17 protein-coding genes and 1 tRNA gene are annotated in these 17129 nt (G+C 69.1%); 10 read left to right on the forward strand and 8 right to left on the reverse strand.

Translation table 11 applies throughout. The features are described from left to right. Positions 1 to 34 precede the first annotated feature (34 nt). Both E2L08_RS05535 and E2L08_RS05540 read left to right on the forward strand, forming a co-directional pair. Positions 35 to 1510, forward strand: a complete 1476-nt coding sequence (locus tag E2L08_RS05535) for an AMP nucleosidase (RefSeq protein WP_133396063.1) — start codon at positions 35 to 37, stop codon at positions 1508 to 1510. A 144-nt stretch (positions 1511 to 1654) separates the two neighbouring features. Further along, complete coding sequence (locus E2L08_RS05540; RefSeq protein WP_133396064.1) at positions 1655 to 1945, forward strand: HU family DNA-binding protein; 291 nt, start codon at positions 1655 to 1657, stop codon at positions 1943 to 1945. An 83-nt stretch (positions 1946 to 2028) separates the two neighbouring features. Here E2L08_RS05540 and E2L08_RS05545 read toward each other — a convergent pair whose 3' ends face one another. The 4 genes from E2L08_RS05545 to E2L08_RS05560 all read right to left on the reverse strand — a co-directional run bounded on the left by E2L08_RS05545 (position 2029) and on the right by E2L08_RS05560 (position 5319). Continuing rightward, entirely contained in the window at positions 2029 to 2688 is a 660-nt protein-coding gene (locus E2L08_RS05545) for a DUF998 domain-containing protein (protein WP_133396065.1), read from the reverse strand. 146 nt (positions 2689 to 2834) lie between these two features. Continuing rightward, on the reverse strand, positions 2835 to 3929 hold the full coding sequence (locus tag E2L08_RS05550) for a site-specific DNA-methyltransferase (protein ID WP_133396066.1): 1095 nt from the start codon (positions 3927 to 3929) through the stop codon (positions 2835 to 2837). Positions 3930 to 4018: 89 nt separating this feature from the next. Next, a complete protein-coding gene (gene rnhB / locus E2L08_RS05555) occupies positions 4019 to 4654 on the reverse strand; it encodes a ribonuclease HII (protein ID WP_133396067.1) in 636 nt (211 codons plus the stop codon). Between the two features lie 155 nt (positions 4655 to 4809). Continuing rightward, positions 4810 to 5319 (reverse strand): hypothetical protein, encoded by a 510-nt coding sequence (locus E2L08_RS05560; protein WP_133396068.1) that lies wholly within the window; start codon positions 5317 to 5319, stop codon positions 4810 to 4812. Between the two features lie 200 nt (positions 5320 to 5519). Between E2L08_RS05560 and E2L08_RS05565 the strand changes: the two genes are divergently transcribed. Together E2L08_RS05565 and E2L08_RS05570 are read left to right on the forward strand one after the other, a co-directional pair. Then, positions 5520 to 5801, forward strand: a complete 282-nt coding sequence (locus tag E2L08_RS05565; protein WP_133396069.1) for a hypothetical protein — start codon at positions 5520 to 5522, stop codon at positions 5799 to 5801. Further along, positions 5773 to 6477: a winged helix-turn-helix domain-containing protein gene (locus tag E2L08_RS05570; RefSeq protein ID WP_133396070.1), complete on the forward strand. Its 705-nt coding sequence runs from the start codon at positions 5773 to 5775 to the stop codon at positions 6475 to 6477. Before E2L08_RS05565 ends, E2L08_RS05570 begins: the two co-directional genes overlap by 29 nt. A gap of 9 nt (positions 6478 to 6486) precedes the next feature. Here the strand turns inward: E2L08_RS05570 and E2L08_RS05575 are convergent, their stop codons facing one another. Then, positions 6487 to 7263, reverse strand: coding sequence for a protein-disulfide reductase DsbD domain-containing protein (locus tag E2L08_RS05575; RefSeq protein ID WP_133396071.1), 777 nt, complete (start codon positions 7261 to 7263; stop codon positions 6487 to 6489). A 104-nt stretch (positions 7264 to 7367) separates the two neighbouring features. On the opposite strand from E2L08_RS05575, the gene E2L08_RS05580 reads away from it, so the two are divergent. Then, entirely contained in the window at positions 7368 to 7931 is a 564-nt protein-coding gene (locus tag E2L08_RS05580) for a YqgE/AlgH family protein (protein ID WP_133396072.1), read from the forward strand. A gap of 57 nt (positions 7932 to 7988) precedes the next feature. Beyond that, entirely contained in the window at positions 7989 to 9356 is a 1368-nt protein-coding gene (locus E2L08_RS05585; protein WP_133396073.1) for a phosphohexomutase domain-containing protein, read from the forward strand. A 22-nt stretch (positions 9357 to 9378) separates the two neighbouring features. Here the strand turns inward: E2L08_RS05585 and E2L08_RS05590 are convergent, their stop codons facing one another. Further along, positions 9379 to 9573, reverse strand: coding sequence for a DUF1127 domain-containing protein (locus E2L08_RS05590; RefSeq protein ID WP_133396074.1), 195 nt, complete (start codon positions 9571 to 9573; stop codon positions 9379 to 9381). Positions 9574 to 9757: 184 nt separating this feature from the next. Further along, complete coding sequence (clpB, locus tag E2L08_RS05595; protein WP_133396075.1) at positions 9758 to 12373, reverse strand: ATP-dependent chaperone ClpB; 2616 nt, start codon at positions 12371 to 12373, stop codon at positions 9758 to 9760. Between the two features lie 212 nt (positions 12374 to 12585). Between clpB and E2L08_RS05600 the strand changes: the two genes are divergently transcribed. Continuing rightward, a complete protein-coding gene (locus tag E2L08_RS05600; protein ID WP_133396076.1) occupies positions 12586 to 12861 on the forward strand; it encodes a hypothetical protein in 276 nt (91 codons plus the stop codon). 112 nt (positions 12862 to 12973) lie between these two features. On the opposite strand, the gene E2L08_RS05605 is transcribed toward E2L08_RS05600, so the two are convergent. Further along, on the reverse strand, positions 12974 to 13756 hold the full coding sequence (locus tag E2L08_RS05605) for a hypothetical protein (RefSeq protein WP_133396077.1): 783 nt from the start codon (positions 13754 to 13756) through the stop codon (positions 12974 to 12976). 113 nt (positions 13757 to 13869) lie between these two features. Between E2L08_RS05605 and pyrF the strand changes: the two genes are divergently transcribed. From pyrF to E2L08_RS05620, 3 genes are all read left to right on the forward strand, one after another. Continuing rightward, positions 13870 to 14562, forward strand: a complete 693-nt coding sequence (pyrF, locus tag E2L08_RS05610; protein ID WP_133396078.1) for an orotidine-5'-phosphate decarboxylase — start codon at positions 13870 to 13872, stop codon at positions 14560 to 14562. A gap of 44 nt (positions 14563 to 14606) precedes the next feature. Beyond that, a tRNA-Arg gene (locus tag E2L08_RS05615) sits at positions 14607 to 14683 on the forward strand. A gap of 265 nt (positions 14684 to 14948) precedes the next feature. Continuing rightward, positions 14949 to 17105: a PAS domain-containing sensor histidine kinase gene (locus E2L08_RS05620; protein WP_168771056.1), complete on the forward strand. Its 2157-nt coding sequence runs from the start codon at positions 14949 to 14951 to the stop codon at positions 17103 to 17105. Positions 17106 to 17129: the final 24 nt, after the last annotated feature.

A 17129-nucleotide genomic window follows, 5' to 3' on the forward strand; every position in this document is an offset into this window, starting at 1 on the left:
AAGCCCAAGACCGGATGTTGAAGGACGGCCCCACATGACCGAAAGCCTGCCCATCGAAAGCCCCGAGCTGCCCGAGGCCGAGAACTTCACCGACCCGGCCGCGGCGGTGGCCCGGCTGCGCGAATTCTACGATATCTCGGTGGATTTCCTGACCCGGCGGCTTGCCGACGCGGTCGGCGGCGCCCGCCCCGAGATGCGCTATCGTGCCTTCTATCCCGAGGTCAGGCTGACGACGACGAGTTATCACACCGTCGACACGCGACTGAGCTTTGGCCACGTGACCGAGCCGGGGCGCTATTCGACCACCATCACCCGGCCCGACCTGTTCGCGAGCTATCTCGAGCAGCAGCTCGGCCTGCTCATCAAGACCTCGGGCGTGCCCATCCGCGTCGATGTCTCGCAAACGCCGATCCCGGTTCACTTCGCCATCGGCGGCGGCACCGGGCTGACCGTGCCGCAGGACGGTGCTATGGATTTCACGCTGCGCGACTATTTCGACGTGCCGGTGCTTCAGACGACGCATGACGATATCGTCAACGGGGTCGGCTATGTCTTCGAGGACGGATCGCGGCCGCTCTCGCCCTTCACCGCGCAGCGCATCGACTACTCGCTGGCCCGGCTCGCGCATTACACCGCCACGGACCCGGTGCATTTCCAGAACCACGTCCTTTTCACGAACTACCAGTTCTACATGGAAGAGTTCGAGGCCTATGCGCGCTCGGCGCTGGCCGATCCCGACAGCGGCTACGACAGCTTCGTGGGGCCGGGCAACAGCGTCATCACGACCGCCGACGGCGTGCTCGACGTGCCCGCCAAGATGCCCCAGATGCCCAGCTATCACCTGACGCGCAAGAACGGGCAGGGGATCACGCTGTGCAATATCGGCATCGGCCCCTCGAACGCCAAGACCGCGACCGACCACATCGCGGTCCTGCGCCCCCATGCCTGGCTGATGGTGGGTCATTGCGCCGGCCTGCGCAATTCCCAGCGGCTGGGCGATTTCGTGCTCGCCCATGCCTATCTGCGCGAGGATCACGTTCTCGACGACGATCTGCCCGTCTGGGTGCCGATTCCCGCCCTGGCCGAAATCCAGATCGCGCTCGAGAACGCGGTGGCCGACGTGACCGAGCTTCAGGGATTCGAGCTCAAGCGGATCATGCGCACCGGCACCGTCGCGACCATCGACAACCGCAACTGGGAGTTGCGCGACCATTCCGGCCCTGTCCAGCGCCTGAGCCAGAGCCGGGCTGTCGCGCTCGACATGGAAAGCGCCACGATCGCGGCCAACGGGTTCCGGTTCAGGGTGCCCTACGGCACGCTTTTATGCGTCTCGGACAAGCCCTTGCACGGCGAGCTCAAGCTGCCCGGCATGGCGAGCGACTTCTACCGCAGCCAGGTCTCGCGCCATCTGCTGATCGGGGTGCGCGCGATGGAGGCGATCCGCGAAATGCCGCTCGAACGCATCCACAGCCGCAAGCTGCGCAGCTTCGAGGAAACGGCGTTCCTGTAGGGCGACCTAACGTAAATCCGCCGATTCGGATAAAAACACCTTGTTTCATGGCCGATTTCATCCCAAGCCATGGACCGTGCCCGAACCGAGGGCGTAAACGGTGTCTCCCGCCGCATAGGGCGCAGATAAAAAGGATCATCGCAGATGGCGACCAAACCGATGACGAAGACCCAGCTCGTGGCCGCGCTGGCCGAGCGTATGGACAGTGACAAGAAAAGCGCCGGCGAGGCGCTGGACGCGATCACCGCGATCATCACCGAAGAGGTGTCGCAAGGCGGCGCCGTGACCCTGCCCGGTGTCGGCAAGATCTATTGCCGCGAGCGTCCCGAGCGGATGGTGCGCAATCCCGCTACGGGCGAGCAGATCAAGAAGGACGCCGACAAGGTGGTCAAGATGACCATCGCCAAGGCCCTCAAGGACAGCGTCAACGGCTGACCTGCGCGGGCGGCGTCATTGCCGCCCCGACTCGCCCCGGTCCGGCCGCGCCCGCGTTCATGCGGCGGGCCTTCCGGGGCGCTTCACCCCATCCTGTCGCGACCCCGCACGATCATCATGATCGACAGCGGCACGGTCCACAAAAGCGTCGCGGCGATCGCGATCTTTTCGACGAGCCCGTCATAGGCGTCGGGCGACAGCTTGAACGCCACCGCGAACACCGCCCAAAGCACCGCCGCGGCCACGAAGGCCCAGCCATAGGCGGGGCGCACCCCGCCCGCGCCCTTGGCCATCAGCAGCGGCCCGGCCACGAAAAGCGGCCCGAGCAGGAAGGTGAGCCGGGTATGCACGCTCATGCCCTGCGGATTCTCGGAGGTGCGCCCGAACTCGTCCCATAGCCCCAGAAGCACGACGACCAGCGCCAGGAACGCGAGCGCGAAGATGCCCAGAGACCAGCCCGCGCGGCCCAGATGCGCATGGGCCGCCGCGATGGCGAGCCCCAGAAGCCCCGCCGCGTGGAAATAGAACCCCACATCCATGATCCACTTGCGGTTGCCGCGCGCCGCATCGCTGACCGTGTCGGCGATGAAGTCGTGATCGGTGACGAGCGCGGCCCAGCTCAGCGCGGCAAGCGGCATGAGACAGCCGATCAGCCCCACCAGCCCGGAAAAGATCAGAAGCTCGGGCCGCTCCTTCGCCACGATCTCGGCGCTGGGGTGACGGTCTTCGGATGCGTCGAACACGGGCGGCCCTCCGGGGTTGCGTCGCTGTTCACCTAGGCCGATCCCGCGATAAAAAACCCCGCCATCCGGGGATGGCGGGGCAAGGTTGTGCCGCGCGGTGGCCCCTCGGGACCATCGCGGCGCGGCACAGGCGGTAACTCGTGGGATCAGCGCATCTCGGCGCGGATCTGCTGGCGCAGGGCGTCGATGGGCACCTGTTGGCCGTCGCGGGTATAGGTCCAGTAGGTCCAGCCGTTACAGGACGGCGCCCCGTCCAGCGCGGCGCCGACCTGATGGATCGACCCCTTGACGCTGTCCGACACCAAGGTGCCGTCGACGCGGACGCGCGCTTGCTGGCCGCGCGCGTTCACCAGAACCTCGCCGGGGCGCAGCATCCCGCGCTCGACCAACTGGCCGAAGGGCACGCGCGGCTCGGCGCGCTTGCCGGTCGTGACCTCGAGCGCCTCGTTCGACAGCTTGCGCACCCGCGACAGGCGCCTTTCGGCGATCTCGACATAGGCCGGGTCGCGCTCGATCCCGATGAAATCGCGGCCAAGCATCTTGGCCACCGCGCCGGTGGTGCCGGTGCCGAAGAACGGGTCGAGCACCACGTCGCCGACATTGGTCGACCCGACCAGCACCCGGTGCAGCAGCGATTGCGGCTTTTGCGTCGGATGGGCCTTGTCTCCGGCCGCATCCTTGAGCCGCTCGCCGCCCGCGCAGATGGGCAGCACCCAGTCGGAACGCATCTGCACGCCCTCGTTGAGCTGCTTGAGCGCGTCGTAATTGAAGGTCGGGCGCGCGCTTTCGGACCGGCCGGCCCAGATCAGCGTCTCGTGGGCATTGGTCAGCCGCTTGCCGCGAAAGTTCGGCATCGGGTTCGTCTTGCGCCAGATCACGTCATTGAGAATCCAGAACCCGAGATCCTGCAGCGATGCGCCGACCCGGAAGATGTTGTGATAGCTGCCGATCACCCACAGCGCACCGTCGGGCTTGAGTACCCGGCGGGCCTCGGCCAGCCAGGCGCGGGTGAACCGGTCATAGGCCTCGAAACTGGCGAACCGGTCCCAGTCGTCATCGACCGCATCGACCCGCGAATTGTCGGGGCGATGCAGCTCGCCCTTGAGCTGGAGGTTGTAGGGTGGATCGGCAAACACCAGGTCGACGGAACCCGCGGGCAGGGCCGCCATCGCCTCGATACTGTCGCCGCACACGATCTGATTGAGGGGCAGCGACGCCGCCCCCGTTCTTGTACTTGTCATGCTCACTGCCTCGTCGCGACCTCTTGGCGGGCCGCGTTGTTTTTTGGTCGTGAGCCAAGGATGCTGAGCGCATCCCGGAGGGTCAAAATCTATTTGTCGCCCGGTGGTGCATAATTTTCTTGAAACAACATCTGGTGGACGGGGCGAAAGGAGCGGCGATGATGTTGCGTCACGCCGTGGCTTTTCAGCCCGTCGAGATGTTCGCGGGTGCCGTAGCCCATGTTCCGCTCCCATCCGTAAAACGGATGCTGTTGCGCCAATCCCACCATGCCCAAATCCCGCCATGTTTTCGCCATGATCGAGGCCGCCGAAATCGACAGGGACAGGGCGTCTCCCTTGACGATGGCCTGCGCGGCGCAGGGCAGATTCGGGGGCAGGCGGTTGCCGTCGATCAACAGGTGATCGGGCCGGACCGGCAGCGCCTCGATGGCCCGCCGCATGGCGAGGAACGTCGCCTGGAGGATGTTCAGCCGGTCGATCTCTTCGACGGTGGCGGCGCCGATGCCGATGCGGGCGCAGTCGCGCAGATCGGCCGCGATCCGGTCGCGCCGCGCGGCGGTCATGGCCTTGCTGTCGTCCAGCCCCTCTGGCCAGCCGCCCGCATCCAGCACCACCGCCGCGGCCACCACCGGCCCGGCCAGCGGCCCGCGCCCGACCTCGTCCACGCCGGCGACGATGCGGGATCCGCCGCGCCGCGCGGCAAGCTCGTGGGTGAAATCGGGCATGGCGCCGTGATGCCCGCCCGCGGACCGCGCGGCAAGGCCCGCGATCCAGGGCAGGGCGGGGCCCCTCAGTCCGGCCCCGCCCCTGTCCCGCCGCGATGCCCTCGGGCCCGGATGTGCGAACCGGCCCTCGGGCACCCGCGCGGGCATTCCGTGCGTCAGTGCCGCGCGACGCGATATCCGCGGTCGCGCAGGCACCGCGCGTCATAGGCGCGGCGATCCTTGCCGAACACCCGCGCCGTGGTCCGGCAGCGATCGGGCAGGCGGTCGGCATGGCGGTATTCGCGGCTGAGGCACTGCGCCCCGAACACGGTGCGCGTCGCATGGCGCTCTTCGGCGCGGTGCAGGCAGCTCACCGGCAGCCGTTTCGAAAACCCGTCCTTGTCCTTGTCCTTGTCGTCGTCATCGTCGTCGTCACCGCCGCCGGTCAGGTCGCTCAGCGAAAAGCCCGCGGCCGCCAAAAGCGCGGCGATGGCCAGGATCTGTTGCCAGTCGAACCCCCCGATCCCGCCGCCGAAACCGGGTGCATAGGGCTGCGCGGGAAAGGCCTGCGGAGGGGGGTAGGGGTAGGGATAGGCATTCAGCCCGCCCGAGACGTTGCCCGCCCCGGCCGTCGATCCCGTGACGAGGGCCAATGCCGCCACGGCGGCCGTGATGGTGCGTTTCATCGTCTCTCTCCTTCTCCCGGTTCTGGGCCCCGGCCTTGTCGGTGAAAGGTCCGGGGCCGTGCCATCCAGATCGGCCGGACCCCCCGCGACAGGCAATGTCGCGGCGCTGTCATGCGATGACATCGCGCCCCGATCCCCCTTGTCATTGCACGACGCGCCGGAATACGGCCCCATGGCGTCAGCCAAATGAGGGAGCGATCATGCGACGCAGATTGACGACGATGGCCGTTGCGCTGGCGCTGGTCGCGCCGATGGCGCAGGCTGCGTGTTTCGTGGATTACAAGGCCAAGCGCGACGATCCGCTGCGCCTGCATTATGGCGTGATGCGGCTGGCCGAGGCCGAGTGCGACCAGCCCGAGCGCGCCGTGGCCGCGCGCATCGCCGTCGATGGCTGGCAACTGCTCGCCATCGAGGGGCAGTTCGACCGACGCGGCGCCGAGACCAGAAAGGAAGATGCCGGTGCGTTTTACCTCCGTTATTGAAACGAGCCGCGGCGTCGGGCGAATCGTGACCCTGGGGCTCGCTGCGGTGGTCGCGATCCTCTTTGCCGCGGCGGTCGGGCTTTTCATCAGCCTGCCCGACGCCAACGCCTTCGACGCGCGGGTGGAGCGGATCTTTGTCGAGAACACCTCGCTCACCGATCCGGGCGAGGTGCGCCTGCTCGAGATCCTCGCCCAGTCGGGCACCGCCTTTGCCGAGGTTCTGACAAGCTACCGGCTCATCATCTTCGTGCTGCTGGTGCTGGCCGCGGCGCTCTTGCTGGCGACGGTGGCGTTTCTGTTGACCATCGTCGCGCTGAACCGGCGCATGGGCGAGATCGAGCGGGCGGGCATCCGCGTGTCGTCGCTACTCATCAGCCGGGACGAACGGACCGTCTATCTCAACAATACCGAACTCAAGCTGACCGAGGCCGCGATCGAGACGCTGAGCGTGCTGGCCGAGGCCCGGATGGATGACGACGTGCTGTCGGGCGCCGAGATCGAGGCGATGGTCTCGGGGCGGTCGGCCTCGGAATGCGACGAAGCATCGGGCGCCACGCGGATCAAGCGGCTGCGCGACGCGCTGGGCAACCAGCTCGTCAGCGAATTGCTGGTCAAGACCATTGCGCGGCGCGGCTACATGCTGTCCATCGACAAGGGCGTGATCCGCATGGTGTGACGCGGGCGCCTAGCGGCAGCCGTCGATCTGCACCGCGCCGTTGGTCCCAAGCACCGTCAGCGTGATCGCGCCGCGGTCGAGCGCCAGCGGCTGGCCGCGCGGCGGCAGGATCTCGGCCGTCGCGATCAGCGTATCGCCCTGCCGCGCGGTCTGCGTGCGGCCCACGCGCAGGCCCGGATCGCCCGCCTCGATGGCCGCGACCTCGACACCGCCCTGGGGCGGCATCTCGACCGTGGCCGTCAGGCGCCCGCCCCGCCCCGAGGGCGTGACCTCGCAGGCGACCCGGCCCACCCCGCCATCCGCCCGGTCGAGCGGCCGCCGGGCCAGCGCCGCCCGGATCCGTGCATCGGCGCGGACCGTCTCGGGCGGCAGGCTGCCGTCCAGCTCGACCGTGACCGGCACGCAGATTTCCTCGCAGATCCCGAACTCCATCGACAGGTCCACCTCGATGGGCGCACCGGCGCGGGTCGGGGCGATCTCGATGGGCAGGATCACCGCGTCCTCGTAGCCGATGGTGGTGAACCCCGATTGCCGGAACGCCATCGGCGCGGGCCAGTGGATCTGCGCGGCGGCCAGATTGTCCGAGCCGCGCCAGTCGAGCCGGGGCGGTATGCCCGCCTCGCCCGGCGCGCGCCAATAGGTCTTCCACCCCTGGTCCAGCCGGATCTCGAGCGCGGCCATGTGGTTTCCGTTCTCCATCCGCCATCCCGGCAACAGGCGCACATCGGCCTCTTGCGCGGTGGCGGGCAGGGCGAGGCAGACGAGGAGGAGGGCAGTTCTGAACATGACCGCCGTTGTGCCGTGCCGTTCGGCACTTGGAAAGTCACATGACGGCGACCGGGGGTGCGATTGGCCTTGTGCGCGGGCGCGGTCGCGCCATCTTGAGCGGCATGACCGAACCCACCGACCTGACCGGAAAACTGCTGATCGCCATGCCCGGCATGGGCGATCCCCGATTCGAACGCGCCGTGATCTTTCTCTGCGCGCATGGCGAGGACGGCGCGATGGGCCTGATCGTCAACAAGCCCGCGACCGAGATCTCGCTGTCCGACCTGCTCGAACAACTCGATATCCCGATGGCCGAGGGGCCGGATACGCGGGTTCATTTCGGCGGCCCGGTCGAGGGGCGGCGCGGCTTTGTCCTGCATTCGCCCGATTACGAGGCGGGCGAGGGCACGCTCGATGTCGAGGGGCGGTTCGGCATGACCGCCACGCTCGACGTGCTGCGCTCGATGGGCGACGGCGCGGGGCCGCGGCAGGCCATCGTGGCGCTGGGCTATGCCGGCTGGGGGCCGGGCCAGATCGAGTCCGAGATCGCGGGCAACGGATGGCTCGTGGCCGACGCCGATCCCGAGGTCGTGTTCGGCGGCGACGACGCGGGCAAGTGGATGCGCGCCATCGAGGGGCTGGGGTTCGACCCGATCCTGCTCTCGGGCACCGCGGGCACCGCCTGACTTGCCGCGCGGCCCCCCGCTGTCTAGAGCGGTAGGGCGACCGGCAGGGGGGCGAGCATGGCACCGAAATTCGGAACGAGCGGCCTGCGCGGCCTTGTCACCGAGCTGACGGATGCGCTGGTGGCCGACTACACCCGCGCCTTTCTCTCGGCCTGCGATACCGGCGGCCGCGTGCTCGTGGGCCGCGACCTGCGTCCCAGCTCGCCCCGGATCGAGGCGGCGGTCATCGCGGCCGCGCGGGGCGAGGGCGCCGAGGTCATCCGCTGCGGCGAGGTGCCGACCCCCGCGCTGGCGCTTGCCGCGCAAGACGCGGGCGGGGGCGCCATCATGATCACCGGCAGCCACATTCCCGCCGACCGCAACGGGCTCAAGTTCTACGACCGCGCGGGCGAAATCGCCAAGCCCGACGAGATCGCGATCACGGCCGCGCTGGGCCGGGCGGCGGCGGGGCGGGCGGGCCGGGTTTCGGACCGTCCGGGCGCCGGGGCCGCGTGGGCGGACCGGGTGGCGCGCGGCTTTGGCCCGGCCGCGCTGGCCGGGCTGCGTCTCGGGGTCTGGCAGCACAGCTCGGTCGCGCGCGACCTGCTCGGCGCGGCGCTCGAGGCGATGGGGGCCGAGGTGGTGGCGCTCGACCGGTCGGACGGGTTCGTGCCCGTCGATACCGAGGCGGTCGACGCCGCGACCCGCGACCGGCTTGCGGCATGGGTGGACCGTCACGGGCTCGATGCGCTGGTCTCGACCGATGGCGACGGCGACCGGCCGCTGGTCGTCGACGGCTTGGGCCGCGTGGTGCCGGGCGATATCCTCGGGCCGCTGACCGCGCGCGCCATCGGGGCGCGGCGGCTGGTCACGCCGGTGTCGTCGAACACGGCGGTCGAGGCGATGGGGTTCGACCGGGTCGAACGCACCGCCATCGGCTCGCCCCATGTCATCGCCGGGATGGAGGGCGGCGGCGCCGTCGCGGGCTACGAGGCGAATGGCGGTTTCCTGCTGGGCTTTGCCGCCGAGGGTCCGGCGGGCCGGATCGCGCCGCTGATGACGCGCGATTGCCTTCTGCCCATCGCGGCCCCGCTCGCCGCGGCCCGCGCCGCGGGTCGGACGCTGGCCGAGACGGTTGCGGCGCTGCCGCAACGGTTCACCATGTCGGACAGGGTGCAGGACGTGCCCGCCGAAAGATCGCAGCCCTTCCTCGCCCGGCTCATCGGCTCGGACGCGGAACGGCGCGATTTTCTGGGTGGGGTCGAACGTGCGGTCGATCTGACCGACGGTCTGCGGATCACGCTGGCCTCGGGCGATATCGTCCACCTGAGGCCATCGGGCAACGCGCCCGAGTTCCGCATCTATGCCGAGGCGGGCAGTCCCGCCGCGGCCGAGGATCTGGTCCGGCGCATCGCCGCAAATGTGGCGGCGCGCCTCAAGCCCTGAGGGCCGCAAGGCCCCTCGGAGGTCACTTCATCGCGCTGCGGGCGACGCGCTCGATATCCGCGCGCGAGATGCCGATATCGGACAGTTCGCGGTTGCTGAGCATTTCCAGCTCGCCACGGACGCGCAGGTATTCGGCACGGCGGGCGCGGTTCTGCCGCAGTGCGGCAAGCATCTCGGCAAAGCGCGAGCGCGGGGCGGTTTGGGTCATGTAGGCCATTGTCATCTCCGGTTGTCGTTCGTTTCGGCTTGCCCCCTATTTGGCCCTTTCCGGCGCTAACACAATCGACACAACCGAGATGCCGCGTTGCGGCAAACGCATGGCTGCGCCTGCGGCAAAATGGCCCGAAACGCAAAAGGGCCCCCGCGTGGGGGCCCTCGGTCTGCCGGATGCTGCCCGGCGGTCAGTGCACCACCGCGTCCTGCGGCGGCTGGCGGTTGCTCGTCGAGACGCGGTCGCCGACCAGCAGCCCGTCGGCCCCGGCGCTGACCGATACGGTCGCGCCGTCCGCGATGTCGCCCGCGAGGATCATCTCGGCAAGCTGGTCCTGCAGGGCCCGCTGGATCACCCGCTTGAGCGGCCGCGCCCCGAAGACCGGGTCATAGCCCTCGTCGGCCAGCCAGGTCCGCGCGGCGTCGTCCAGATCGAGCGTGATCTTGCGCGCGGCAAGCCGCTGCTCGAGCCGGCGAAGCTGGATCGTCACGATGCCGTCCATGTCGGCGCGGCTGAGCCGGTCGAAGATCACCGTCTCGTCCAGCCGGTTCAGGAACTCGGGGCGGAAATGGGCCCGCACCGCCTCCATCACGTCGTGACGCGCCTGTGCCGAGTCGGCGCCTTCGGGCATCCGGCTCAGCGCCTGCGACCCGAGGTTCGAGGTCAGCACGATGAGCGTCTGCTTGAAGTCGACCGTGCGCCCGTGACCGTCGGTCAGAACCCCGTCGTCGAGCACCTGCAACAGCACGTTGAACACGTCCGGGTGCGCCTTTTCGACCTCGTCGAACAGGATCACCTGGTAGGGACGCCGCCGCACGGCCTCGGTGAGGACGCCGCCCTCGTCATAGCCGACATAGCCCGGAGGCGCGCCGATCAGCCGCGCGACCGCGTGCTTTTCCATGAACTCGGACATGTCGACCCGCACCATCGCCTGGTCGTCGTCGAACAGGTATTCCGCCACGGCCTTGGTCAGCTCGGTCTTGCCGACGCCGGTGGGGCCGAGGAACAGGAAACTGCCCAGCGGGCGGTTCTCGTCGTTGAGCCCGGCACGCGCGCGGCGCACGGCGTTGGCCACGGCCTTGACCGCCGCCTGTTGCCCGATGACGCGCTTGCCCAGTTCCTCTTCCATTCGCAGCAGCTTGTCGCGCTCGCCCTCCAGCATCTTCGAGGTCGGGATGCCGGTCCAGCGTTCGACCACCTGCGCGATCTGCTCGGGGCGCACGGCTTCCTCGACCATGAGGTCGTCGTCACGCTCCTCGGCCTCGCCCAGCTTGCGCTGAAGCTCGGGGATGATGCCGTAGGACAGCTCCCCGGCGCGGGCGAGATCGCCCTCGCGCTTGGCGATGTCGAGCTCGGCCCGTGCCCGGTCCAGCTCTTCCTTGAGGACGCGCCCGGCATCGAGCTTGTCACGCTCGGCCTGCCACTTGGCGGTCATCTCGCCCGCGCGTTCCTGAAGGTCGGCCAGTTCCCGCTCCAGCGTCAGCAGCCGGTCGCGCGAGGGCTGGTCGTCCTCTTTCTTCAGGGCCTCGGCCTCGATCTGCATCTGCAGGATCTGCCGGTCGAGCGCGTCGAGTTCCTCGGGCTTGCTGTCGACCTCCATCCGCAGGCGGCTGGCGGCCTCGTCCATCAGGTCGATGGCCTTGTCGGGCAGGAACCGGTCGGTGATATAGCGATGCGACAGGGTCGCGGCCGCCACCAGCGCCGAGTCCGAGATCCGCACACCGTGGTGCAGTTCGTACTTTTCCTTGATGCCGCGCAGGATCGAGACGGTATCCTCGACCGTCGGCTCGTCGACCACGATGGGCTGGAACCGCCGCGCCAGCGCCGCGTCCTTTTCGACATGCTTGCGATACTCGTCGAGCGTCGTGGCGCCCACGCAGTGCAGCTCGCCCCGTGCCAGCGCGGGTTTCAGCAGGTTCGAGGCATCCATCGCGCCATCGGCCTTGCCCGCCCCGATCAGGGTGTGCATCTCGTCGATGAACAGCACGATCTCGCCCGCGGCGGCCTCGATCTCCTTGAGGATCGACTTCAACCGCTCCTCGAACTCGCCGCGATACTTCGCGCCCGCGATAAGCGCGCCCATGTCGAGCGCCAAGAGCTTCTTGTTGCGCAGGCTTTCGGGCACGTCGCCATCCACGATCCGCAGGGCGAGCCCCTCGGCGATGGCGGTCTTGCCGACGCCCGGCTCGCCGATCAGCACCGGGTTGTTCTTGGTGCGGCGGCTGAGCACCTGCATGGTGCGCCGGATCTCGTCGTCGCGCCCGATGATCGGGTCGATCTTGCCCTCGCGGGCGCGGGCCGTCAGGTCGATCGAGAACTTCTTGAGCGCCTCGTAGCCGTCCTCGGCCGAAGCCGAGTCCGCGGTCCGGCCCTTGCGGATGTCGTTGATCGCGGTGTTCAGCCCCTGCGCGCTGACCGCGCCGGCATCCAGCGCGTCCTTGGCCTTGGACTTGACCATGGCCAGGGCCATGAGGATACGCTCCACCGGCACGAAACTGTCGCCCGCCTTGGTCGCGAGCTTTTCGGCCTCGTCCAGCACGCGGGCGGTGGACTGGTCGAGATAGACCTGCGCGCCGTCGCCCGTCACCCTGGCCATCTTGCCAAGGTGCAGCTCGACCTGTTCGGCGACCCGTTGCGGGGCGCCGCCGGCGCGGGTGATGAGGTTGGCCGCCAACCCCTGCTCGTCGTCCAGCAGGGCCTTCAGCAGGTGTTCGGGGACCAGCCGCTGGTGGTTCTCGCGCATCGCGATGGTCTGGGCCGCCTGTATGAAACCGCGCGACCGTTCGGTGAACTTCTCAAGGTTCATGTGTCGTCTCCTTGCTAAGCGCCCCGGTGCGGATGCCCTGTCGCAGGCACATCCCGGTGGGGCCTTGTGCTTTCTATCTGGGAAGCGCGGGGGGCCCGATCAAGACGCGCCCTCACGCCGGGGTGAGCGGCCCCGCGGGAACTTATCCACATTCCCGCGCTTGATTCCCCGAAGCGTCGGATAACGGCGCACCGCAGTAAACGAGGCACAAGATGAGCAGAGATTTCCCCCTCGTCGCCATGGACGCGTCCGGCATCGTCGCGCGGGCATCGTTCAGCCACGTCCATCTCGATCGCGATTTCGGCCGGGTCGAGGCCGTGGTCGACCTGATCCTGTCCCGCCCCGGTCAGCCCGCCCGCCACGCGCGGCTGCGCACCTCGGTGCCGCGCAACGGCGACGCGCCGCTGCGCGAGCGGCTGATCCGCGACGCGGCCGAACTGTCCCGCCGTCTCGCCCCCCGCACCCCCGAGATCTCCGAGGCCGCCTGACCGCCTTCCCTCCGGCAGCAGGCCGACGCGAAAAGCCGCGCCCTGTCACGGGGCGCGGCTTTGTCATGCCGGGGCATGCCCTCCGGGCATCCTGCCCGAAGGGCGGAGCGGCCTATTCGATGGTCGCCGCGTTGTCGTCGCGGCCTTCGGGGCCCGAGGGGGTCGGGATGAAGGGCGTGCCGCCATCGTCGGTGTCGCGGATGATCTCCTGCCCCTCTTCGGGTTCGAGATCGGTCCGCGCGTCGCGTCCCTCGGGCGCATCGGGGGCGTCGCCCTCGACGGGGGTGTCGATGGTGGCCGCGTCGCCGCCCGTCGTCTCTTCGTCCAGAAGGAACTCTTCGGTGGCGTCGCTATCCGCGCCCTGATCTATCTCGGCCGCCGGCGGCTCGTTGCCAAGCTCGCCATCCGCGCCGCCCGTTCCCGCCTCGCCGGCAGGCAGCAGGTCGGCGCCGTCCTCGCCCGCGCCCGAGCCCGAATCCGACACGCCGTCGGGCGAGCCCTCGCCCGCGTCCGAGCCGTCGTTCACCACGGGGCTGTCGACGGTGCCCGTCACCTCTTCGTCGGCCGTGGTCTCGCCCTCGATCTCGGGGGCGCCCTCGACATCGGCGGCGGGCCCCTGCTCGGCGGCGGGGATGGTATCCTCGCCCTGTGCGGCCGGGGTCACGGCATCGACGGCGTCGGTCACGCCTTCCATGTTCTCGTCGGCCTCGCCCTCGGGGTTGGTCCCGGCGCCTGCGGGCCGCGCCTCGATATCGTCCTCGGCGATCACGGTCGGCTCGTCGGGCGGCGTCTCGTCGATGAACAGAAAGATCCCGGCGATCACGACGACCACCGCGGCCGCAACGATACCGAGAGGAAGCAGCGGGTTTCCCGCGCCTTTGGATGAATTGGCCATATCGGGCTCCTTGCTGTTGTATAGCGCAACGGAGGGCATGACGGCCGGGTTCCGGCTTGCCCGTCTGCGGCCGCCCCCCTAGGGAAGATCGACCCCGCAATATGGAGCGCGCGATGACGGATGACAGGCTGATCGTGGCCCTCGATGTGCCCGACGCGGTCAGCGGACTGGCCCTGGCCGGAACGCTCGGCGACGCCGTGGGCTTTTACAAGATCGGGCTCGGCATGCTGACCGGCGGCGGGCTGGCGCTGGCCGCCGAACTCAAGGCCGATCACGGCAAGCGCATCTTTCTCGACATGAAGCTCTTCGATATCGGCGCCACGGTCGAGGCCGCCGTCCGCGGGCTCGCGCGGTTCGACATCGACTTTCTCACCGTCCATGGCGATCCCCATGTCGTGCGCGCCGCCAAGGAGGGCGCGTCGGGCAGCGATACGCGGATTCTCGCCGTCACGGTGCTGACCTCGCTCGACCGGGCCGATCTCGACGAAAGCCTGATCCGCGCGGGCGACATGGCCGAGATCGCGACCGCGCGGGCCGACGCGGCCTTTGCCGCGGGGGCCGACGGGGTCATCGCCTCGCCGGTCGAGACGGCGGCGATCCGCGCGCTGCCCTCGGCGCGGGGGCGGCTGATCGTGACGCCCGGCGTCCGTCCCGAGGGCTCCGATCCCGGCGACCAGAAACGCATCGCGACGCCTGCCGATGCCATCGCCGCGGGGGCCGATCACATCGTCGTCGGCCGCCCGGTCTGGCAGGCGCGCGACCCCCGCGCCGCCGCCCGCGCCATCACCGACACGTTGCCCGCCTGACGGGCTGGACGCGCGCGCCCCGCGCGACTAGACCGTGCCCGGCCGGTCCCGTGGCTCAACTGGATAGAGCAGCCCCCTCCTAAGGGGCAGGTTGCAGGTTCGAACCCTGCCGGGATCACCACCCCCCCCGCCCCGAACCCATGCCCCGCGCGGCCGCCTACGATTGTTGCGCGGCGCCTCCGATGAGCGTGGACGGCCCCGTTTTTTGCGCGTATTCGGGTCTCAGGGCACCGGTGCGCCGGGTGGCCCGCACAGACAGGCGGCCGATCCGCCACTCCCAGGGGTTCATGGACGGACAATGCACGCGATCGTTCCGATGCCAGCACGCGGCGATGCCGATGGACCCGGATCGGGGGGCGGAGGTCATGCGGAGGGGTGAGATCGGAATGACACCCCTCGAAGACCGCGCCCTCGCGACGGCGATCCCCGCGCCGTCGTTCAAGCAGCTTTTCGACGCGGCGCCCGCGCTGATCTCGGTGCATGAGGGGCCGGACCATGTCTGCATCTACGCCAACCCCGCCTACGAGCGGGCGGTCGGCCCCCGCGTCCTGATCGGCCGCGCCTATCGCGAGGTCTTTCCCGAACTCGACGGCATGGGGTTCGCCGAGACGCTGGACCGGGTGTTCCGCACCGGCGATCCGGTCGAGCTGCCGCAGGCCCGCGCCGTTCTCGACATGGGCGCGCAGGGCAGGGTGCCGAAATGGTATCGGCAGGTCGTCCAGCCGTGGCAGGACGATGACGGCGCGATCAAGGGTGTCATGTCGTTCTCCTTCGACGTGACCGAGCAGGTCGAGGCCCGGATGCGGGCCGAGGACAGCGAACGGCACATGTCCTATGCGCTCAAGGCCAGCGGCACGGTCGGCACGTTCCACTGGGACACGAAAACCGACCAGATGGCGGTGGACGAGGCTTTCGTGATCGCCTTCGGCTTTCCCGCCTTCCGGGTGGGCGCGCGGCTGCCGCTCAAGGCCTTCACCGACGTGATCCACCCCGCCGACCGCGACCGGGTGCTGGCGGCGATCGAGCACGCCGTCGACACCGGCGAGCCCTACGAGGAACAGTATCGCACTGTCGACGACAGCGGCATCGTGCGCCACATCCTCGCGCAGGGGCGCTGCGTGCGCGATGCCGATGGCGCGCCCGACCGGTTCACCGGGGTCATCATCGACACCACCCGCCAGCGCCGCGCCGAGGATGCGCTGCGCGAAAGCGAGGCGCGGCTGAGATCGGTCTTTTCCTCGATCGACCAGGGCTATTGCCTGGCCGAGATGATGCTCGACCGCGAGGGCGAGCCGGTCGATTACCGCTTTGTCGAGGTCAATCCGCTGTTCGAGCAGATGACCGGCCTGAAGGACGCCGAGGGCCGCACCGCGCGCGAGCTGGTTCCGGGGCTCGAGGCGAAATGGATCGAAACCTATGCGCGGGTCGCCTTTCGCAACGAAACCCTCAGGTTCCAGGATCGTTCGGACGTGATGGGACGGCATTTCGACGTCTTCGCCATGCCGGTCCCGCCGCTCGGGCGGTTCGTCATCGTCTTCAAGGACATCACCGAAGAGCAGCATATCCGCGAGGCGCTCGTCCGCAGCGAGGCGCAGTTCCGCAGCATCACCGAGGCGATGCCCCAGATGGTCTGGGCGACGCGCCCCGACGGGCACCACGATTTCTTCAACGCGCGCTGGTACGAGTTCACCGGCGTGCCCGAAGGGTCGACCGATGGCCATGAGTGGAACGGCATGTTCCACCCCGACGACCAGGTCAAGGCGATGAAGCTGTGGCAGCACTCCCTCGCGACCGGCGAACTGTACGATATCGAGTATCGCCTGCGCCACCGCTCGGGCGAATATCGCTGGGTTCTGGGCCGGGCGCAGCCGGTGCGCGACGAAAGCGGCGCCATCGTCCGCTGGCTCGGCACCTGCACCGATATCCACGAGATCAAGAGCGCCGAAGAGCAGCGCGAGCTGATGCTGGGCGAGATGAACCACCGGGTGAAGAACACGCTCGCCATGGTGCACGCGATGGTGTCGCAGACCCTGCGGCAGGCCGACAGCCTCGCGGACGCCAGCGCCGCGATCCATGTGCGCATCACCAACATGGCGCAGGCCAGCGACCGGCTCATCAACTCGACCTGGTCCGAGACCCGCATCCCCGCCGTGGTCGACGCCGCGCTGGCCCCGCACTGCCTGAGCAGGAGCCGTTTCACCATCGAGGGCCCCGACCTGCCCATCGGCTCCAAGCAGGCGCTGGCCCTGACCATGGCCCTGCACGAGCTCGCGACGAACGCGACGAAATACGGCGCGCTCTCGACCGAGGGCGGGCGGGTGACGGTCGCATGGGGGGTCGAGGACGGCCCCGAGGGCGCGTTCCGCTTTTCCTGGACCGAGCATGGCGGCCCCCCGGTCGCCGCGCCCGCGCGCCGAGGCTTTGGCAGCCGCATGATCGAAGAGGCGCTGGCGGGCTATTTCAACGGCACCGCCGCGCTGGACTATGCACCCGCGGGCCTGACCTTCGTGCTGCACGCGCCGCGCGCGGGCCTCGTCGACTGAGGGGCCGCGCCCCGTCATCGCGGG

The organism is Palleronia sediminis (genome assembly GCF_004358695.1).
In the GTDB taxonomy this organism is placed as follows: domain Bacteria; phylum Pseudomonadota; class Alphaproteobacteria; order Rhodobacterales; family Rhodobacteraceae; genus Palleronia; species Palleronia sediminis.